13 protein-coding genes are annotated in these 15091 nt (G+C 71.8%); 4 read left to right on the top strand and 9 right to left on the bottom strand.

From position 1 onward, the window contains the following. Positions 1 to 273: 273 nt before the first annotated feature. The 7 genes from katG to ACWCXC_RS29205 form a co-directional block, all read right to left on the bottom strand. Entirely contained in the window at positions 274 to 2499 is a 2226-nt protein-coding gene (katG, locus tag ACWCXC_RS29235; protein WP_450891023.1) for a catalase/peroxidase HPI, read from the bottom strand. 250 nt (positions 2500 to 2749) lie between these two features. After that, entirely contained in the window at positions 2750 to 3019 is a 270-nt protein-coding gene (locus ACWCXC_RS29230) for a DUF6510 family protein (protein ID WP_450685099.1), read from the bottom strand. A gap of 48 nt (positions 3020 to 3067) precedes the next feature. Further along, complete coding sequence (locus ACWCXC_RS29225) at positions 3068 to 3778, bottom strand: FAD-binding oxidoreductase (RefSeq protein ID WP_450685098.1); 711 nt, start codon at positions 3776 to 3778, stop codon at positions 3068 to 3070. A gap of 3 nt (positions 3779 to 3781) precedes the next feature. Then, positions 3782 to 4381, bottom strand: a complete 600-nt coding sequence (locus tag ACWCXC_RS29220; protein WP_450685097.1) for a sulfite oxidase-like oxidoreductase — start codon at positions 4379 to 4381, stop codon at positions 3782 to 3784. A gap of 120 nt (positions 4382 to 4501) precedes the next feature. Further along, positions 4502 to 5329, bottom strand: a complete 828-nt coding sequence (locus ACWCXC_RS29215) for an alpha/beta fold hydrolase (protein ID WP_450891013.1) — start codon at positions 5327 to 5329, stop codon at positions 4502 to 4504. A 397-nt stretch (positions 5330 to 5726) separates the two neighbouring features. Then, entirely contained in the window at positions 5727 to 5933 is a 207-nt protein-coding gene (locus ACWCXC_RS29210; RefSeq protein ID WP_450891012.1) for a hypothetical protein, read from the bottom strand. A 315-nt stretch (positions 5934 to 6248) separates the two neighbouring features. After that, a complete protein-coding gene (locus ACWCXC_RS29205) occupies positions 6249 to 6587 on the bottom strand; it encodes a hypothetical protein (RefSeq protein WP_450891011.1) in 339 nt (112 codons plus the stop codon). A 718-nt stretch (positions 6588 to 7305) separates the two neighbouring features. Between ACWCXC_RS29205 and ACWCXC_RS29200 the strand changes: the two genes are divergently transcribed. Then, positions 7306 to 8244: an RNA polymerase sigma-70 factor gene (locus tag ACWCXC_RS29200; protein WP_450891010.1), complete on the top strand. Its 939-nt coding sequence runs from the start codon at positions 7306 to 7308 to the stop codon at positions 8242 to 8244. A gap of 197 nt (positions 8245 to 8441) precedes the next feature. Here the strand turns inward: ACWCXC_RS29200 and ACWCXC_RS29195 are convergent, their stop codons facing one another. Together ACWCXC_RS29195 and ACWCXC_RS29190 are read right to left on the bottom strand one after the other, a co-directional pair. Further along, the gene (locus ACWCXC_RS29195; RefSeq protein WP_450891009.1) at positions 8442 to 9050 is read right to left on the bottom strand and encodes a hypothetical protein; all 609 of its coding nucleotides are present in this window, start codon (positions 9048 to 9050) and stop codon (positions 8442 to 8444) included. A 206-nt stretch (positions 9051 to 9256) separates the two neighbouring features. Beyond that, positions 9257 to 10336 carry a DUF5954 family protein gene (locus ACWCXC_RS29190; RefSeq protein ID WP_450891008.1) on the bottom strand — a complete coding sequence of 360 codons (1080 nt, stop codon included), beginning with the start codon at positions 10334 to 10336 and terminating at the stop codon, positions 9257 to 9259. Between the two features lie 324 nt (positions 10337 to 10660). Here ACWCXC_RS29190 and ACWCXC_RS29185 point away from each other — a divergent pair, with 324 nt between their 5' ends. From ACWCXC_RS29185 to ACWCXC_RS29175, 3 genes are all read left to right on the top strand, one after another. Next, positions 10661 to 11632 (top strand): helix-turn-helix domain-containing protein, encoded by a 972-nt coding sequence (locus ACWCXC_RS29185; protein ID WP_450891007.1) that lies wholly within the window; start codon positions 10661 to 10663, stop codon positions 11630 to 11632. 292 nt (positions 11633 to 11924) lie between these two features. After that, positions 11925 to 13838 (top strand): PhoX family protein, encoded by a 1914-nt coding sequence (locus tag ACWCXC_RS29180; protein ID WP_450891006.1) that lies wholly within the window; start codon positions 11925 to 11927, stop codon positions 13836 to 13838. A gap of 74 nt (positions 13839 to 13912) precedes the next feature. Then, on the top strand, positions 13913 to 15091 hold a 1179-nt coding region (locus tag ACWCXC_RS29175), incomplete at its 3' end, for an N-acetylmuramoyl-L-alanine amidase (RefSeq protein WP_450891005.1).

Here is a 15091-nt window from a genome sequence, read left to right as displayed (position 1 = left end):
CGTCGGCCTTCCCCCGGACAGGGGCAGACGCCGCTTTGTAGCCGGATCGAACCAGCGGCCTCGGGGACCAGGTTCGACGAACTCGCCGACCGCTACTGGGCGGAGTCGCCTGGCCCCCTGGTCCACCGGCTCCGCGAACCAACCGAAGGAGCACTCGTCAGACATTCCTTCGCCGCACGTCGGGAGAGGGCGGCGTGCGTGACGTTGGCGCGCGCCGGGTCCGGGTGGGGGCGGTCGTGCCTGGTCCCGGTCCCGGCAGCGCGAGCGGAGGTGTTACACGCTGTGGTGGCGGAGGTCGAAGCGGTCCAGGTCCATCACTTTGGTCCAGGCGGCTGCGAAGCCCTGAAGGAACTGGTGTTTCCCGTCGTCGGAGGCGTAGATCTCGGCGATGGCACGGAGTTCGGCGTTGGAGCCGAAGACGAGGTCGGTGCGGCTGCCCGTCCAGCGCTGTTTGCCGGTCGCGGTGTCCACGCCTTCGAAAATCTCCGGATCGTGGTCGGTAGGGGTCCAGGTCAGTTTCGGGTCGAGCAAATTGGCGAAGAAGTCGTTGGTCAGGGCACCGGGGGTGTCGGTGAGGACGCCCATGGCCGACTTCTGGTACGTGGCGCCGAGAACACGCAGACCACCCACCAGAACGGTCATCTCCCTCGGGGTGAGACCGAGCAGGTCCGCCCTGTCGACGAGACGGTACTCGGCCGGAAGAGTGTCGTCCTTGCCCAGGTGATTGCGGAAGCCGTCGGCAGCCGGTTCCAGAAAGGCGAGGCCGTCGACGTCGGTCTGGTCCTGGGTGGCGTCGACCCGGCCGGGGGTGAAGGCGACCCGGAGCTCGTGGCCGGCGTCGGCGGCGGCCTTTTCGACTGCCGTCGTGCCGGCCAGGACGATGAGGTCGGCCGTGGAGACGCCGTGGCCCGCGGGCCGGGACGAGTTGAACGTCTCACGGAGGTGCTCCAGCTGTGCCAGCAGGGACGTCAACCGGTACGGCTCGTTGACGCTCCAGCCGTTCATGGGCTCCAGCCGGATGCGGGCACCGTTCGCACCGCCTCGCTTGTCGCTGCGCCGGAAGGTGGATGCGGACGCCCATGCCAGCCACACGAGATCGGCGACCGGCAGGGCCGACGCCAGGATCATGGATTTCAGCTCCTCGACGGCGGTGTCGTCGAGCGGGGCATCCACGGGATCGGGGAGGGGGTCCTGCCACAGCAGGTGCTCCGAGGGTACCTCCGGCCCCAGATATCGGGTGACGGGGCCCATGTCGCGGTGGGTCAGCTTGAACCAGGCGCGGGCGAAGGCGTCGGTGAACTCGTCGGGGTGATCGAGGAATCGGCGGCAGATACGGGCGTAGTCGGGGTCCACACGCATCGCCACGTCGGTGGTGAGCATGGCCGGAGTACGCCGAGCCGTGGGATCGTGGGGGTCGGGCACGGTGCCTTCTCCGGCACCGTTCTGGGGGCGCCACTGGTGGGCACCGCCCGGACTGGTGGTGAGTTCCCACTCGTACCCGAGGAGGATCTCGAAGTAGCGGTTGTCCCAGCGGGTCGGGGTATCGGTCCAGATCACTTCAAGGCCACTGGTGGTGGTGTCGTTGCCGGTGCCGGACCCGAAAGTGCTCTTCCAGCCGAGGCCCTGCTGTTCGATCGGAGCCGCTTCGGGTTCGGGGCCGAGTCTGTCGGTACCGGAGGCGCCGTGAGTCTTGCCGAAGGTGTGACCGCCGGCGCACAGGGCGACGGTCTCTTCGTCGTTCATCGCCATGCGGGCAAAGGTCTCGCGGATGTCGGTGGCCGACGCCATCGGATCGGGGTTTCCCCGAGGGCCCTCGGGGTTGACGTAGATCAGGCCCATGGTGTCGGCGGCCAGCGGGGTGAACAGTTCGCCGTCGTCCTTGTGCCGTTCGTCAGTGAGCCAGTTCGTCTCCGGGCCCCAGTAGACGGCTTCGTCGGGGCCCCAGACCTCTTCCCGGCCGCCGCCGAATCCGACCGTGTCCAGGCCCATCGATTCCAGAGCGACGTTGCCGGAGAGCACCATGAGGTCGGCCCAGGACAGGGCCCGCCCGTACTTCTGCTTCACCGGCCACAGCAGCCGACGGGCCTTGTCCAGGTTGACGTTGTCCGGCCAGCTGCCGACCGGGGCGAAGCGCTGCAGGCCGGCGCCGTTGCCTGCGCGGCCGTCGGTCGCCCGGTAGGTGCCCGACAGGTGCCACGCCATCCGGATGATGAACGGTCCATAGTGACCGAAGTCGGCGGGCCACCAGGCCTGGGACGTCGTCAGCGTGTGCGCGATGTCGTTCTTGACCGCTTCCAGATCGAGTGCGCCGAAGGCTTCGGCATAGTCGAACCCTTCGCCGTAGGGATCGCTGTTGCGCTCGTGCCGGCGCAGGACTTCGAGATTGAGACGGTTCGGCCACCACTGCCGGATGCCGTCGCCCTTCATCGGGTCGGCGGCGGCCTGCTGCACGGGGCAGCCCTCGGCCGCCGGGTCCGTATTGTCGGGCAGCGACTTCATGTCGGCTGGTACGCGCTCTTCGTGCACGGGGAGACCTTTCTGGCGAGGAGAGGGGGAAGGAATATTCGGCGGGGACTGTGTGCGTGCGCCGACCGGCGCGGTCGTCACAGGTCCCGGCTCCGGGCTCATGAGCGGGCTGCGACGAGACCGGGCCGGGCGCGTCGGGCTTCACCGGGAGAGTGCCGTCCGGGCCAGGGGCCCGCGCACGAATCCGGTGACCGAGCTGTCGGAGAACGCGCGCACCTGTCTGTCAGAGACGGGGGAACCGGAACGCCCCCTTCCCGTCGCCCAGTTGCAACCAGAGGTGTCCGGGCTGTTCGACCAGGCGAAGAGCCAGCGCCTCACAGCCGGGGCAGCGCCCGGTGAGCCCGGGATTTGGCCCGTAGACGCGCAGTTGCGCAAGCGAACCGGTCAGCCCGCAGTGGGGGCAGCGCCGCCGGGCGATCGTCGGATCCACGGCGAAGATCTGTGACAGGGGCCCGGCAAGAGCGTTGCCGTCACGAGGTGAGGGGGAGGTCACGTGTGCTCCAGGGGCAGGGGCTGCACGCGGCAGCTACGAAGACGGCGGTCAGCCGAAGCGCTCGGCGCGGATGCGCTCGGGGGCGAAGCCGACGCGGACGAGGAGATCGGTGGCGTGCTCCACGAAGCCGGTGGGGCCGCAGACGAAGCACAGAACTGAATCGCGCGCGGACCGCCCCGGCGGCAGTAGATCGTCGGCGGTGATCCGACCCGGAGGCCGGGACGAGCCGGTCGGCACGCGGCGGGTGAAGACGATGCGCGAGGCCGGGGGCGAGTCGGTGTCCGGCATGAGTTCGTCGCGGTACCAGACCTGATCGGGGTCGCGGACCGAATAGAGCAGCCCCATCGGCGCGGCGGATCCCGTCACACGGTGGGCGCGCATCATGGCCATCAGGGGCACGATGCCGCAGCCTCCCGCCACCAGCAGCACCGGGTCGGTCTGCTCGGCCCGCCAGACGAACCACCCGCCCAGTGGGCCCATCACCTCGACCTCGGCACCGACCGGAAGGTCCCGTGCGAGGTAGGGGGAGACCTCGCCGCCCGGGACGGCCTGCACGCCCAGCTCGATGTCGGTCCCCATCGTGGGCGCGGCCAGGGAGTAACTGCGTACGGCCTGGTAGCCGTCGTCCGCGCTCAGCCGTACGTCCACATGCTGACCGGCGAGGTGGCCGGGCCACTGGGGGACGTGGAACCGCAGTGAGCGGCCCGTCGGGGACTGATCGTCCCGCCCGACGAGGCGGGCCCTCCACCATGCACTCACGGGTCAGTCGCTCCAGCCCCGCTGCTCGCGCCAGGGATCGCCGTAGTTGTGGTACCCCACGGATTCCCAGAAGCCCGGTTCGTCCTGCTGGGTGAGAGTGAGCCCGGTGACCCACTTCGCGGACTTCCAGAAATACAGGTGCGGAACCAGCAGGCGGACGGGCCCGCCGTGTTCGGGGGACAGCGGGGACCCGTCGAAGGTGTGGACGAGCCACGCCTTGCCTTCCAGCAGGTCGTCGAGGGGCAGGTTGGTGGTGTAGCCGCCCTCGCTGCGGGCCACGGCGAAGTCCGCCGTGCTCTCCACACCGGCGAGGAAGGCGTCCAGCGACACACCGCGCCACGCGGTGTCGAACTTCGACCACCGGGTGACGCAGTGGATGTCGACGGTCACGTCCTCCTGGGGGAGCGCCGTCATGGCGCCCCAGTCCCAGCGACGGGTCCGCCCGTCCTCCGCCGTGACCGTGAAGGACCAGTCCTCGGTGCTGATCTGTGGAGTCGGCCCGGCCGAGAGAACGGGAAATGAATCCGTCGGGTACTGCCCCGGCGGAAGCCGCTCCCCGAATCGGTGCGTAAGGCCGTGGAAGCCCGGGGAAAGACCACTCATGTGTGCCTGCCTTCACGTTCCCGACCGGCGTGATGGGTACCGCCGGAACGACCGTTCACTCACAAGCTCCCACCTCCGTCGGCTGCCGGCGGAGGTGGGTCACCGGACGGACGGACCCGGTCAGCTCCTGAGGAAGTCCAGCAGGTCCTTGTTGAACTTCTCCTTGTCGCCCGGCACCAGCGCGATGCCGTGGGAACCGCCCTCGTAGACCTTGAGGGTGGCGTTCGGGATGAGTTTCGCCGACTTGCGGCCGGTCGCGTCGATCGGGACGACCTGGTCGTCGTCGCCGTGCACCACCAGGGTCGGTACGTCGAACTTCTTCAGGTCCTCGTGGAAGTCCGTCGAGGCGAACGCATCCACGCAGTCCACGCCGCCCTCGATGGTCTGCGCCATGGCCATGTACCAGAAGGCGTCCTTGTTGCCCTGGGTGACCTTGTTCCCCTCCCGGTTCGCGCCGAAGAACCCGACGGCCGTGTCCTTCCAGAACTGCGAGCGCTCGGCCAGGATGCCGTTCTTGATGTCGTCGAAGACGCTCTGCGGCACGCCCTCCGGATTGTCCGCCCCCTGGAGCATCAGGGGCGGGACCGCCGACAGCAGCACGGCGGACTTGATGCGATCGGTGCCGTGTCGGCCGATGTACCGGGCCAGTTCGCCGCCGCCCATCGAGTGCGCGACCAGCGTGACGTCGCGCAGGTCGAGCTGCGTGATCAGATCGTTCAGGTCATCGGCGAAGGTGTCGAAGTCGTATCCGTCGTACACCGGTGTCGACCGGCCGTGACCGCGCCGGTCGTGGGCGATGCCGCGGTACCCCGCGTCGGCCACGGCCTTCAGCTGGTCCTGCCAGGCGTCGCCGTTGAGCGGCCAGCCGTGGATGAAGACCACGGGGCGCCCCCGACCCCAGTCCTTGTAGAAGATCTCGACACCGTCGCGGGTGGTACAGACCGGCATGAAAGTCTCCCGTGCTCGCGCGGCAGCCCCGCCACCTTGTGACCCGCATGGATGAGAGCTCTTCCAGCCTTCGCTGGAGCCGCTGGGCGACCACGGCTCGCGAGCCCCTTCTTCCCCATCGTCCACACATCGGGCACCCGCGCATCCCTACGCCGCCGAAGGCGCCGCGCACCGCCCCTCGAACAGCCGAAGCGTCATCGATGGGACGGTGTGCGGCCGGCACGCGCGCCGGCCGCACAGCGTTCACCTGAACCGGCTCCCCGGCGATCGCTCCGCGCTGCGGATCCCATGTCCCTCGCGTCGGCCGAGTCGCGCTCCGAGCGATCTGTACTGTCGGAGTACTCCCGGCCCCATCACTTCTCCCACCGTGGCAACGGGGTGGGTCGAGCGACGCACCTCACTCGCCTCCGGCCACCGCTTCGGCCGCATGCCGGCGCAGCGCGACCCGGGCCGGTACCCCCGTCGAGGCCAGAGCCAGGCCGGCCGCCGAGGCGAGCACCGCCGCATACGTGGTCGGCGGGATGAACGGGGCGGCGGGTCGCAGGTTCGAATCCTGTCGTTCCGACTGGAGGAAGTCGCAGATCAGGGGCGGTTTCGGAGACATCCGAAACCGCCCCTTGATCGTTTTGGTGACGGGTCGTGCAGCGTCCGCGTCCTGCGCGGAACTGAGCGCCGCCCGTCCGTCGATCAGCGCGACACCCCGCTCGGAGCCCGGGCCTGCCGGGCGGTAGCCGCGCAGGCCGGTGGGCGTTGCCGGTGGGGCCGGGCGCCGGCACCGGGCTGAGGGGCGACGTCCGCTACGGGCGCTGCCTCACCCGGACGATGCCCCTGTCCACCACGTAGGACAGACGGGCGCTTGCGCACCCCGGCCTGCCGGCCAGGCGAACTGCACTGCAGGGCAATGCGGTTCGACGCATCGCTACTTCCACACCACGGCCACCACCACCGCGGCGGCCGTGACCGTGGCCACCGCGTAGAAGGCCCAGGCCGCTCTGGTGCGCATGCCGATCAGGGCGATGAGAGCCACGAGGACGTCGAGGCCGAGTTTCACGGCCATCTTGGCGTGCGGGACGGGCAGGTCGAGGTCGAGGCGGGTCCAGACGAGGCCGATGCCGGTGACCAGCTGGACGACCGCGCTGGTCACCATGTAGTCGCCGGTCACGGGGTCCTTGCCCCGCAACTGGTAGAAGATGCCGCCGAGGATCGCGGCGAAGCCGAAGAGGTGGAAGACGAGGAAGATGTAGCGGAGCGTTTCCATGGCGGGGTCCTCCTGTGCGAGGTGATGAGGGGAACGGGGCGGGACGAGGCGTCGGCTCAGCCGGTGAAGGGGGCGGGCCGAAGCGGCCCCGGGCGGTGAACGCGGCCAGGGGCGGGCAGGCGACGCCGCCGGTGATCGGGGCCCGCTCGTCCCTGAGCGGTCGCGTCGCGGCGGCGCGGACGAGCAGGGCGGCGAGGCCGCAGGCCGCGCGCGGGACCTGGGCGGGGGCGTTGCCGAGGAGTGCGTGGAGGATCAGGCCGGCCGCGGCGAACACGTCGACGCGGCCGGTGGCCTTGAGGGCGCCGGGGGCTGAAGTCCCTCGCCCGCCGCTCGGACGCGTCGGCCGAGGCCGGCTTCTCGCGGGGAACGGACATCGTGGAGCTGTGCACGAGGCGGACGGCTGCCGGCGCTCCGGCGGTGATCCTCTGCTCGATGTTCATGGACAACTCCCTGCTCGGTGTCTTCTGGACCCGGGACGAGGCAGTGGCCGGTTCTGTGACACGGCCGGGCCGGGATCGGAGGAGACGCGCGTCACATCGCGGCAGAACGGGGCGGAGCAGAACGGGGCGGGCCGCCGGCGGGCGGCTTCCGTGGAATCGCCGCAGCCCAGGACAGGAAATGCCATGGGCTTCTGCGGAATCGCCGCAGCCCAGGGCGGGAAATGCCATGATCCGAAAGCGGGGCCCGGCACCGGGACCCGCACGAGGGATGCGGACACATGGGGGAGCAGGGCGTGGACAGGGCCGAGGAGTTCGAGGATCTGAGACCTCTGCTGTTCTCGATCGCGTACCGGATGCTGGGCAGCGTCAGCGAGGCGGAGGACGCCGTGCAGGAGACCTGGCTGCGCTACGCCACCTCGTCCACGCGGCCGGACTCCGTCAAGGCGTACCTGGCGACCACGGTGACCCGGATCTCGGTCGACGTCCTGCGGTCCGCGCGGGTGCGGCGCGAGGCATACGTCGGGCCCTGGCTGCCGGAGCCGTTGCTCGACGATCCGTACGAGGACCCGGCGCGCGCGGCGGAGCTGACCGACTCCGTGTCGATGGCGGCGCTGCTGCTCCTGGAACGGCTCAGTCCGCTGGAGCGCTCGGTCTTCGTGCTGCGGGAGGTCTTCGCCTTCGGCTTCGACGACGTCGCCGCGGCGGTGGACCGTTCACCGGCGGCCTGCCGGCAACTGCTCGTCCGGGCACGCCGGCACATGGACGAGGGCCGCCCCCGGTTCGACGTGGACCGGGAGAAGCGGGACGAGCTGGCGCGGCGGTTCTTCGACGCGATGGCGCAGGGGGACATGGACGGGCTGCGGACGATGCTCTCCGCCGATGTCCAGCTCGTCGGCGACGGGGGCGGCAAGGCGCCGCAGTTGGCCCGGGCCGTCGCCGGTGCCGAGAAGGTCGCGCGTCTGCTGGCCGCCGCCCGTCCCGCGATGACGCGGGTGGGCATCACGTGCACGCCGCGTACGGTCAACGGCCAGCCCGGGGCGCTCTTCCACGACGGCGAGGGGAACGTGCTGGACGTCTTCGCCCTGGATGTGCGGGACGGGCAGGTCCACATGGTCCGCTCCGTCCTCAACCCGGACAAGCTGGCCCACCTCGGACCCGTGGCCGATGTCTGGGCGGTCCACCGCGAGGTGCGGCGGGCTCGGCGGACGCCGGGGTGAGTGCGCCGACGCGACCGGATCGAGGTCGTCGTCCGTCTCCGCGGGGCCGCGAAGTGGCATACGGAGAGGGGTGCCCCGGCCCGCGCCCCCGAGAGGCCGACCGCCGGTAGGGCAGGTTCGCCGGTCGGCGGAGCACGGGCAGCCGCCGGGGCCCGGAGCGCTGGTCGGACGCTCCGGGCGCCGGGGTCCGGCGTCGGTCAGACGCTCCAGATCTCCTTCATCGTGGCCACGTTCCCCTGCGCGTCGCGCGTGATCTCGTAGATGCTGCCGAAGCAGCCGAACGGGGGTTCCACCTTGGGGTAGCCCTTGATGCTGGTCCCCAGCTCCTCGGCGAGGCAGCGGTCGATGTGGAGCGCCAGTTGATCGTGGTCGACGCGCTTCCACATGCCGGGGCCGTCGGCCAGGGCCAGATCGGCCTTGACGGTGTCCGGGAGGACGTAGTGCCGGGTCTCGGTGCCCTTCTCGGCCCCGTAGATCCAGTCGTTCGGTGTGCAGTGGGGCGTGGCGACGGCGGCTTCGAAGCCGGCGGCGTCCCGCATCAGTTCCACCTTGACGCGGAGGTGCCCCTCGGGCAGGACCGGCGGCTTCCCGCAGTTCTCGCCCGCTCCGTCCGCGTCGGCGGCCGGTGCGCTGCCGCCGTTGCTGTCCGCGTCCGGTGATCCGGAGTCCTCGGCCGCGGGCGAGGCGCTGGTGTCGGCGCCTCCGGTCGTGCCTGCGGCGTCGGTGTCGTCGGGGCCGCAGGCGGCCACACCGCTCAGGGCGGCGATCAGCGCTATCGCGCTGAGAACACGGCGATTTGAAGACATGGTCATTCCCCCGAATGAGATGTTCAGCGACGTGATCATGATTGATCGACGGGGCTTTCTACACCAGGGGGTTGTTGAATCGCCAATCGTCGAGGCCACGGGGCGGGACGGTTCGCCGTCCCCGACGGGACGCCGACGCGACGGCCGGGCGTCGAACGGCCGGCTCCGCTTCCCGGCCGGTACGGGAGCGGAGCCGACGGGCGGGTCTACTCGGCCTCGGGCTGGATGACGCCGTTCTCGTCCAGGGGCGGGTGCATCGCCATCGGGGTCTGGGTGTTGACGTCGGACGGGCGGGGGCCCTCCGGGCCCTCGGGGCCCCAGCGCAGGAGCCGCCGGGAGCGGACGATCCGGTACGTCGTGCCGCGTGCCTCGACCTCGTTGAGACGGCCGGCGCGCAGCCGGTCTGCGGCCTCGGTGAACTCCGCCAGCCGGTCCGCCACGGGACTGTCGCCCTCGGCGATCACGCTGTACGCGTCCACGCCGGCCGGCGCGTCGAAGGGGATCAGGCCGAGCAGGCGCGGCTCCATCCAGGTCAGGCTGTGGTAGAGCGCGCTCCGTGCGGCGTGGGCGGTGGTGTGGAGGCTGCCGCCCGGCCGCCAGTTCTTCTTTCCCGACCGTTCGACGACGATGAACGAGGCGGGCAGCAGCAGCACGTCGGGGTGGGTCTCCACGGCCCGCGCCGAATCGCCGCGCACGGCCGCGGGGAACCGCGTCCCGGTGTAGGCGAGGGAACGCATCGCCAGCCGCTCGGCCGCCTGGAGCGGGGAGATGGGCGCGTCCATGTCCAGGACGAGGTCCACGTCGAGCGGGTCGCTGACCCCGGGCTCCCAGTCGTCGTCCAGGGGATCGGGGTCGGTCGGGCGGGGCAGCTCGATGTTGCCGCTGCCGTCCATGCCCGCGTACTCCTCGGCCCTGACCACGCGGAAGCGGGTGTCGAGCACGGTCAGCTCGTTCACGTACTCCCGCTCCAGGCGGGAGACCGCCGCCAGTAGTCCGCGTCGCTCGGCCACGTCCTTCGCGTCGTCCTTCGCGCGGAACCACAGCAGCGAGTTGAGGCTGTCGCGGGCCTGTTGCGGGCAGCCGTGGATGATCGGGACGGCGACCCGCCACCGGGCGCCGTCCGCCGGACACTGTGTCGCCACACCGAACAAGGGGCCGCGCACGGCCAGGGATTCGTGCCGGACCGCCGCGTCCAGGGCGTCCGCCTCGATCGCGGCCTCGACCGGTTCCACCGGGATCCGCACCACGACCGGCTGTCCGAACGGCCCTTCGCTGTGATTGCTCATGGATCCATCCTGGCGCCAACTGCACTTCTCTATCCCGGTTTCGCCGGATTCACTCCTCCGAAGGCGGCCGTCCCCGGCATCCCTCGCAGGACGGGCGGCGTCCCTGGGACGCGTCCCGGCCGCTCGCGCGGGCGACGCACCCCAGATGGGAGGCGCCCTTGACGGCAGGGGCCCGGTCCGGGGCCGCCGACCTGCGCGGCCGTACGCGTTCCGGCCCCGGCCGGTCCGGTTCGGGACCGTCTCCCGCGCCGCATATTCTGTCCCTCGCGCCACTCGACTTGGGGAACTCGGGTGGGCGGGCACAGGACTGAGGGGGGCTCTTCCATGTCGAACCAGAAGAAGGCCGCCGACGCCGCCGCGTCGGCGCACGCACGGCTCAGCGCGGAGATGCGGCGGATCAAGGAGGTGTCGCAGCTCAGCTTCGGCGGGCTGGCCGACCGGACGCACTACAGCCGTTCGTCGTGGGAACGCTTCCTGAACGGCAAGCAGTTGCCGACCACCGTCGCCGTCGAGCAGCTCGCGGCCGTGGCCGGAACGGACCCCGAGCCGCTGCTCGGACTGCTGGCCGAGGCGACCGCCGTCCCGGCGGGCGGCACCGCACCGACCGCACCGGCCCCGGCCGCCGCACCGGTGGAGGAGCCGGGCACGGCCGCACGGCCCAAGACCGCGCAGCCCGTGAGAACCGTGACGGCGGAGCCCGCGGAGCGGAGCGCCGCGACGGACGCCGGGGGATCCCCCCGGCGGTCCACGTGGCGGCGCAGGTCCGCCGTGATCGGATACATCGCGGCCGGAGCGCTGATGGGCTCCGTCGCGACCGGCGTGGTCCTGCCCCTGGTCACCGACGCGGCGCACGGCGCGGACACCTCGGCGGGCGGGACGCGCGGCGCGGGGGCGGACGACGAGGGCACCGACCTCGTGCCCGGGGCCGGGGACATCCAGGTCAAGTGCACGTCCGACACCTGCATCCGCAACGATCCGCAGGCCATGGAGTGCCAGTGGGACGCCGAGACGGTGAAGAGCACCTTCCTGCGCGGCATGCACATCCAGCTCCGGTACAGCGCCGCCTGCCAGGCGGTCTGGGGGCGGATCGAGGGCGGCGCCGTCGGTGACAAGGTGACCATCCGGGACGCCCGGGGCAATGAACTGGAAGCCCTGATCCGCTTCGAGCACGACTCGTACACCAAGATGCTCGCCGTGTCCGAGGAGGCCCCGCTCGCCTCCATGAGCGTGTGCGGAGTGATCCCCAAGGAGAAGCAGCGGCAGTGCGCCCCGGAGGGCGCCGTCCAACTGCCCTGATCGCGCATCCCAACCAGCCGGGGCCGGCGCCTCCCCGGGGGCGCCGGCCCCGTCGTATGCGCGCGTCCCACGGCCGGACGGGACACGGGGGACCGTCCCTGGGACGGCGGGCCGGCGGGATCGCGCCCCGGCTGACCTACATTCGGGTCCCGCACCCCACGACCTCGGACCGTCCGTCGCGAACGGACCGGTCCGCGTGCCCGGCACCGTCCGGGCGACGGGTCCCGCCGGGGGTGCGGCTCCCCAGCCCTTCACACGCCGCCGTGCCCGCACGGCGGCACCAAGGAGACACATGTCGGACGACAGCCGCCCGGCCGCACACGCCGCCCCCTCCGGTGCCCGGGACTTCCAGGATCTGGTGACCGCCCGGATGAGCCGCCGGAACCTGCTGGTGACCGGTGCCCTCGTCGCCGCCCAGGTCGCGCTCTCCGGCGGTGCGACGGCCCTCGCCCGCACCGGAACCGGGACGGCCGGCCCGGGCTTCGTGCCCGTGGCGGCGAACTCGGCCGACCGCGTCACCGTGCCCGCCGGCCACCGCGTCCAGGTCCTCGCCCCGTGGGGCGCCCCGCTCTCCGCACGGGGCGGCCCCGCCTGGCGGCGCGACGGGACGAACACCGCCGCCGAACAGGCCGCCCAGATCGGCTCCCACCACAGCGGGCTCGCCTTCCTCCCGTCCGGCCGGGGCACCGGCGCCTCGCGGCGGGGCACGCTCCTGATCAACCACGAGTCGGTGGACCCCGTCCTTCAGTACGCGGGCGGCCGCGCCGGCGACCGTACGGTGTCCGCCGAGCAGGTCGCGAAGGGCCTCGCCGCGCAGGGCGTCACCGCGCTGCCGATCCGCCGGCGGGCAGACGGCAGCTGGGCCCCGGCGGGGCCGGGGTCCGCAGCCCGGATCACCGGCACCACCCCGGTGGTCTTCTCGGGCCCCCTGACCTCCGCGCACCCGGCCCTGCGGACCGGGGAGGCCCCCGTCGGCACCCTGAGCAACACCGGTCACGGGGTGACCCCCTGGGGCTCGTTCCTCTCCTGCGAGGAGAACGCCAACGGCTGGTTCGGCACCGAGGACCCGTCCTGGCGGCCCACCGCCACCCAGCGCCGCTACGGGCTGAGCGCACGGGGCCACGGACACCGCTGGCACACCGCCGCGCCCCGCTTCGACCTCGCCGCGACCCCCAACGAGCCGCACCGCTACGGCTGGATCGTCGAGGTGGACACCTCCGACCCCGCCGGAACGACCCCGGTCAAGCGGACCGCGCTGGGCCGCTTCAACCACTCCTCGGCGGCGGCCGGCGAGACCCGCGACGGACGCGTCGTCGTCTACAGCGGCGACGACCAGGACGGCGGCTACCTCTACAAGTTCGTCGGCGACAGCCCCTGGAAGAGCGTCCGGGCCCGGGGCCGCAGCCCGCTGGACCACGGCGTCCTGCACGTCGCCCGGTTCCACGAGGACGGCACGGGGGAGTGGCTGCCGCTCGTCCACGGCCGGGCGGCGCTCACCACCGCGCTCGGCTGGAAGGACCAGGCCGATGTCGTCCTGAGGGCCCGCGAGGCCGCCGACGCGCTCGGTGCCACCCGCATGGACCGGCCGCAGCAGATCGCCGTCAGCCCGGTCGACGGCACCGTGCACTGCGCCCTCGCCAACGGCTCGGGCGGCCACTCCCACGCGGTGGGGCCCCGCGACGCCAACCCGTACGGCCACATCGTGCGCTGGCAGGAGGAGACCGGCACCGGGACGGGCTTCCACTGGGACGTCTTCCTGCTCGGCGGCGACCCCGCGCTCGACCCCGAGGTCCGGGCCGACGCGTACGGACAGTTCGCGGCACCGAAGGGGCTGGCGTTCGGCAGCGCGGGACAGCTCTGGATCAGCACCGGCATCTCGGCCGACGCGCTGAACCGCGCCGAGCGCGGCCACGCCGCCCTGGGCAACAACGCGCTCCTGGCCGCCGACCCCCGTACCGGACGGGTCAGCCGCTTCCTCACCGCGCCGCGCGGCGCCGAGGTCACCGGGGTGAGCAGCACTCCCGACGGGCGCACCCTCTTCGTCAACATCCAGCACCCGGGTTCGGCGACCGCGGCATGGGGCGCCCCCACCGCCGCGAACCCGGCGGCGGTCAGCGACTGGCCGGACCGCGCCCGCCACGGCCGCCCCCGCTCGGCCACGATCGCCGTCCGCCGCGAGGACGGGGGCGTGATCGGCGCGGTCTGAGACCGCACGCCGCCTCCCCTCCGCCCCCGTCAGCCCGCCCCATACGCCGAACGCGTACGGAGAGAACCAGTCCCATGGTCACCATCGTCAGCCGCGAGGAATGGGGCGCCAAGCCCCGCAAGAAGCCCGAGACGGATTCCTTCTCCCCCTGGCTGGGAGGAACGATCATCCACCACCTGGGTCCGGGCAAGCAGGCCCAGAGCCACCACGACGACTGCTACGCGCACATGCGGGACATCCAGAACGAGCACATGTACCCGCCGTTCTGGTCCAACGACGACGTGTACGACGACATCGCGTACAGCTATCTCGTCTGCAACCACGGCATCGCCTTCGAGGGCCGGGGCAGCAGGGTCCGGTCCGCCGCCAACGGGACCAAGACCCCCGGAGCCAACCAGAACTACTTCGCCGTCTGCGGGATGATGGGGCTGGAGGACGACGTCCACGGCGAGATGATCAGCACCATCCGCGACATGGTCGCCTGGCTGCGGGCGAACGGCCAGGCCGGCTACCAGGTTCTGGGCCATCGGGACGTCTTCAACACCGAGTGCCCCGGAAAGCTCTACCCGTACGTCCAGAGCGGAGCGTTCTACGCGCCCCCGCCGGGCGGGGGCGGCGACGAGGAACTGCCGCTGCCGCCCAAGCCGGGCCAGTCCCTCTTCTTCTACAGCCGCAGCGAATGGGGTGCCCGGCCGCCGAGGGAGGTCACCCGGGTCGACCCGTCCGCGCGCACCGGCTTCACCGTGCACTACTCGGCGGGGCCCACGTCCCAGACGGTCCGTCAGATCCAGAACTACCACATGGATTCCAACGGCTGGTCGGACATCGGCTACAACTTCCTCGTCGACCACGACGGCCGGATCTTCGAAGGGCGCGGCTGGGACGTGGTCGGGGCGCACGCCACGGGGCACAACACGACCCACATCGGCGCCTGCTTCATCGGGTACGACGGGGACGCCACCCCGCGCGCCCTCTCGGCGCTGCGCGCCCTGTACCTGGAGGCGAACCGCCGCACGGGCCGCACCCTGGAGAAGACCTGGCACAGCGGGCTCTCCGGGCAGTCGACCCAGTGCCCGGGGTCGGCGCTGCGGGCCTGGGTCCAGGGCGGGATGGACGCGGCGCTCATCCCGGTGCAGGGCGGCGTCGGCGGGTCGAGCGGGGGCAGCGCCGGCGGTGGGGGCGGCGGGATGACGTCCGTGCGTTCGGTGGCGGCCCAGCAGATGGCGGTCAACGGGATGGGGTACAGCCCGGCG

It is taken from the genome of Streptomyces sp. NPDC001515, from assembly GCF_053597115.1.
Note: the sequence above shows the minus strand (reverse complement) of the source record. Positions and strands in the feature narration are given on the sequence as shown.

What these genes read in the sequence shown, in the direction of transcription:
- ACWCXC_RS29205 (WP_450891011.1), bottom strand. Translation starts at nt 6,587, where the DNA reads ATGGAAACGCTCCGCTACATCTTCCTCGTCTTCCACCTCTTCGGCTTC.
- katG (WP_450891023.1), bottom strand. Translation starts at nt 2,499, where the DNA reads ATGAAGTCGCTGCCCGACAATACGGACCCGGCGGCCGAGGGCTGCCCC.
- ACWCXC_RS29220 (WP_450685097.1), bottom strand. Translation starts at nt 4,381, where the DNA reads ATGAGTGGTCTTTCCCCGGGCTTCCACGGCCTTACGCACCGATTCGGG.
- ACWCXC_RS29215 (WP_450891013.1), bottom strand. Translation starts at nt 5,329, where the DNA reads ATGCCGGTCTGTACCACCCGCGACGGTGTCGAGATCTTCTACAAGGAC.
- ACWCXC_RS29185 (WP_450891007.1), top strand. Translation starts at nt 10,661, where the DNA reads ATGTCGAACCAGAAGAAGGCCGCCGACGCCGCCGCGTCGGCGCACGCA.
- ACWCXC_RS29200 (WP_450891010.1), top strand. Translation starts at nt 7,306, where the DNA reads ATGGGGGAGCAGGGCGTGGACAGGGCCGAGGAGTTCGAGGATCTGAGA.
- ACWCXC_RS29195 (WP_450891009.1), bottom strand. Translation starts at nt 9,050, where the DNA reads ATGTCTTCAAATCGCCGTGTTCTCAGCGCGATAGCGCTGATCGCCGCC.
- ACWCXC_RS29210 (WP_450891012.1), bottom strand. Translation starts at nt 5,933, where the DNA reads ATGTCTCCGAAACCGCCCCTGATCTGCGACTTCCTCCAGTCGGAACGA.
- ACWCXC_RS29190 (WP_450891008.1), bottom strand. Translation starts at nt 10,336, where the DNA reads ATGAGCAATCACAGCGAAGGGCCGTTCGGACAGCCGGTCGTGGTGCGG.
- ACWCXC_RS29180 (WP_450891006.1), top strand. Translation starts at nt 11,925, where the DNA reads ATGTCGGACGACAGCCGCCCGGCCGCACACGCCGCCCCCTCCGGTGCC.